Annotated in this window: 4 protein-coding genes and 2 pseudogenes; 3 read left to right on the forward strand and 3 right to left on the reverse strand. The window is 68.0% G+C overall.

Annotation, left to right across the window (positions count from 1 at the left end; all coding sequences use genetic code 11):
• The 3 genes and pseudogenes from G3N99_RS36510 to G3N99_RS36520 form a co-directional block, all read left to right on the forward strand.
• Positions 1-313, forward strand: a pseudogene (locus G3N99_RS36510) (aldose 1-epimerase); the annotation flags it as partial.
• Positions 314-352: 39 nt separating this feature from the next.
• Positions 353-1180: an orotidine-5'-phosphate decarboxylase gene (pyrF, locus tag G3N99_RS36515; protein WP_011350899.1), complete on the forward strand. Its 828-nt coding sequence runs from the start codon at positions 353-355 to the stop codon at positions 1178-1180.
• Between the two features lie 222 nt (positions 1181-1402).
• The gene (locus G3N99_RS36520; RefSeq protein ID WP_174939110.1) at positions 1403-2461 is read left to right on the forward strand and encodes a haloacid dehalogenase-like hydrolase; all 1059 of its coding nucleotides are present in this window, start codon (positions 1403-1405) and stop codon (positions 2459-2461) included.
• A gap of 39 nt (positions 2462-2500) precedes the next feature.
• Here G3N99_RS36520 and G3N99_RS36525 read toward each other — a convergent pair whose 3' ends face one another.
• The 3 genes and pseudogenes from G3N99_RS36525 to G3N99_RS36535 form a co-directional block, all read right to left on the reverse strand.
• The gene (locus G3N99_RS36525; protein ID WP_174934185.1) at positions 2501-3001 is read right to left on the reverse strand and encodes a CinA family protein; all 501 of its coding nucleotides are present in this window, start codon (positions 2999-3001) and stop codon (positions 2501-2503) included.
• 31 nt (positions 3002-3032) lie between these two features.
• On the reverse strand, positions 3033-3584 hold the full coding sequence (locus G3N99_RS36530; RefSeq protein ID WP_174939112.1) for a phosphatidylglycerophosphatase A: 552 nt from the start codon (positions 3582-3584) through the stop codon (positions 3033-3035).
• A pseudogene (locus G3N99_RS36535) lies at positions 3574-3711 on the reverse strand (thiamine monophosphate kinase); the annotation flags it as partial. The gene G3N99_RS36530 and the pseudogene G3N99_RS36535, both read right to left, overlap by 11 nt.

Here is a 3711-nt window from a genome sequence, read left to right on the forward strand (position 1 = left end):
TCTCGTCAATCACGCGTTCACCGGCTGGGGCGGCCACGCGACGGTGAGCTGGCCGCGCCGCGGGCTGTCGCTGACGGTGGCGGCCGATGCCGACGCGTACGTGCTCTATACGCCGCCCGGCGAGGATTTCTTCTGCTTCGAGCCGGTCGATCATCCGATCAATGCGGTGAACCTGCCGGGCGGCGCGACCGCGCACGGGATGACGCTGCTGGCGCCCGGCGAGCGGCTCACGCGGCGTTTTGCGTTCACCGTCGAGCGCGCCGATGCACGCAGCAATGCCGCGACACGCGAGGCGCGCCGGCGACGCGGGTAAAATACGCGGTCTACCAACGGTTTGCCGCGAGTACCCGCCATGTCTTCCCCGCTTACTTTCATCGAATCGCTGCGCGCCGCGTGGCAGCGCACCAATTCGCTGCTGTGCGTCGGCCTCGATCCCGAGCCGTCGCGTTTCCCCGTGCAGTTCGACGGCCAGCCCGACGCGATCTTCGAATTCTGCCGGCAGATCGTCGACGCGACCGCGCAATACGCGAGCGCGTTCAAGCCGCAGATCGCCTACTTCGCCGCGCATCGCGCGGAAGACCAGCTCGAGCGGCTGATCGCGCACATCCACCTCCAGCATCCGGGCCTGCCGGTGATCCTCGACGCAAAGCGCGGCGACATCGGCAGCACGGCCGAGCAGTACGCGCGCGAAGCGTTCGAGCGCTATCGCGCGGACGCCGTCACGGTGAACCCGTACATGGGCTACGACTCGGTCGAGCCGTACTTCGAGCACGAAGGCAAGGGCGTGATCGTGCTGTGCCGCACGTCGAACCCGGGCGGCTCCGACCTGCAGTTCCTCGACACGAACGGCCGCCCGCTGTACCAGGTCGTCGCCGACCTCGCGGCGAACAAGTGGAACGCGAAGAACGGCCAGCTCGGCCTCGTGGTCGGCGCGACCTTCCCGAAGGAAATCGAGATCGTGCGCGGGATCGTCGGCGACATGCCGCTCCTGATTCCCGGCATCGGCGCGCAGGGTGGCGACGTGCAGGCGACCGTCAACGCGGGCCGTACGGCCGACGGCACCGGCATGATGATCAACTCGTCGCGCGCGATCCTGTACGCGAGCAAGGGCGAGGATTTCGCCGAAGCCGCGGCGCTCGCCGCGCAGAAGACCCGCGACACGATCAACGCGCATCGTTGATCGGTTGTACTGTCTGCCCGCCCGGGCAGACGGTTCCGGCGGGCTCCCTCGCGCGAGCTCGCCGCTTCCCTCGAATTTTCCCGCTCCTCCGCCCGCCCGGCCCGCACTGGCGCACGCGGACAACTTCCCGTCGCTTCCGCACCGCATGCCCGCAATTTAGTCGCGCGATGCTCCCGCTTGTCATCGATCCGTAACGAAAATGTCAAGAAAGGGAGTGACGCCATGCCCAAGCTGTCCCGCCGTCTTCTGAGCGCATTTGCCGCATCGCTGTGCATGACGTTCGCCCATGCGGCGGATCTCTCGCACTGGCCGGCCGACAGCGCGAAGGCGCTGAATGCGATGATCGCCGCGCACGCGCACCGCGGCGACTACGCGGTGTTCGACGCCGACAACACGACCTACCGCTACGATCTCGAGGAGTCGCTGCTGCCGTACCTCGAGAACCGCGGCGTGCTGACGCGCGACACGCTCGACCCGTCGCTGAAGCTGATCCCGTTCAAGGATTCCGCCGACTACAAGGAATCGCTGACGAGCTATTACTACCGGCTCTGCGAGATCGACGACCTGGTCTGTTACCCGTGGATCGCGCAGGCGTTCGCCGGCCAGTCGCTGGCCGACCTGAAGCGCCACGTCGACGCGATGCTCGCCGACGGCAAGCCGATCCCGATCCGCTACTGGCAGGGCGACAAGGTGGTCGACGGCACGGTGAACCCGCCGCATTTCTTCCGCGGGATGCAGGAGCTGTACAACGCGCTGCGCGAGAACGGGATCGAGGTCTACGTGATGACGGCTGCGCACGAGGAGCTCGCGCGGCTCGTGCTGTCCGACCCGAAGTACGGCTACAACGTGAAGCCGCAGAACGTGATCGGCGTGACGACGCTGCTGCGCAACCCGGCGACGGGCGCGCTGACCACATCGCGGCTGCAGATCAAGGCGGGCAAGTACGACGAGGCCGCGAACCGCAGCCTGGTGATCACGCCGTTCCTGATGAACCCGATGACGTGGTACGAAGGCAAGCTCGGCTCGATCGTCGGCTGGATCGACCAGTGGAAGAAGCCGGTGCTCGTCGCGGGCGACACGCCGACGTCCGACGGCTACATGCTGCTGAACGCGACCGACATCGCGCGCGGCGGCGTGCGGGTGTGGGTGAACAAGAAGGACAAGCAGATGGCGCAGATCCGCGCGTGGTCGGACGAATCGGCCGCGCAGCAGAAATCGCTCGGCCTGCCGGTGACGGCAGACAAGAACTGGATCGTCGTGAAGCCCGACGCGATCCAGTAAGCGGGCAGGCGGGGGAGCCGGCGGGCGCCCCCGGTCCGATCAGCTCTCGCGCTCGTCGAGCAGCTTCAGCAGCCCGCGCAGCGCATGCGCGGCCGCCTGCGTGCGGATCTGGTCGCGGTCGCCCTTGAACACGAGCGTCTCGACGTCGGTATGCAGCCGGTTGCTCCAGCCGAACGACACGGTGCCGACCGGCTTCTTCTCGCTGCCGCCGGCCGGGCCGGCGATGCCGGTGACGGACAGCGCGACCTGCGCGCGGCTGTTGCGCAGCGCGCCTTCGGCCATCGCGCGCGCGACGGGCTCGCTGACGGCGCCGTGCTTGTCGATCAGGTCGGGCGGCACGCCGATCATCTCGATCTTGGCCTGGTTCGAGTACGTGACGAAGCCGCGCTCGAACCACTGGCTGCTGCCGGAGATGTCGGTGATCGCGGCGGCGATCATGCCGCCGGTGCAGGATTCGGCGGTGGCGAGCGCCAGGTGCTCGTCACGCAACTTGTTGCCTGCGCGGATCGCAAGCTGATGGACGACGGAATCGGTTGGCATGCGCGTCGGGAAACGGGAGTCGGGAAATCGGTCAGCCGACGACGGAGCGCCACAGGGCGATCACGAGCAGCGTCATGAACGCGGCGACCAGGTCGTCGACCATGATGCCGAGCCCGCCTTTCAGGCGGCGGTCGAAATAGCGGATCGGCGGCGGCTTGAGCATGTCGAAGAAGCGGAACGCGACGAACGCCCACAGCTGGCCGATGAAGGTCGCGGGCGTGACGAACAGCATCACGAGCCAGATCGCGACGATCTCGTCCCAGACGACGGCGCCCGGATCGGCCGAGCCCATCTTCCTCGCGGTGAAACCGGTGAGCCACGTGCCCGCCACGAAGCCGACCGCGATCAGCGCCCACCATTCGGGCACCGTCAGGTAGCGGTTGAGCACGACGAACGAGAGCCAGCCGAACAGCGAGCCGAACGTGCCGGGCATGATCGGCGCGAGCCCGCTGCCGAAGCCGAGCGACACGATGTGCGCCGGGTGCGACAGCATGAAGCGCGCGGTCGCGCGCTGCGGCGCGTTGCCGCCGGATGCTGCGCCGGGCTCGGCCGCGGCCTGCGCGGGCGTCGGGTCAGTCTGCATGGAAGTGGTCGAAGCCGTGCAACGTGAGAGCGAGAGGCGCGCCGGCGGCGTCGCGCCACGCGATCGCGGGCTGCTCCGACGGTGCGGACAACGCGCGTATTGTACCGATTCGGGTGACCGCCACGCC

This window comes from Burkholderia sp. Ac-20392 (assembly GCF_017104585.1).
GTDB classification, from domain to species: domain Bacteria; phylum Pseudomonadota; class Gammaproteobacteria; order Burkholderiales; family Burkholderiaceae; genus Burkholderia; species Burkholderia lata.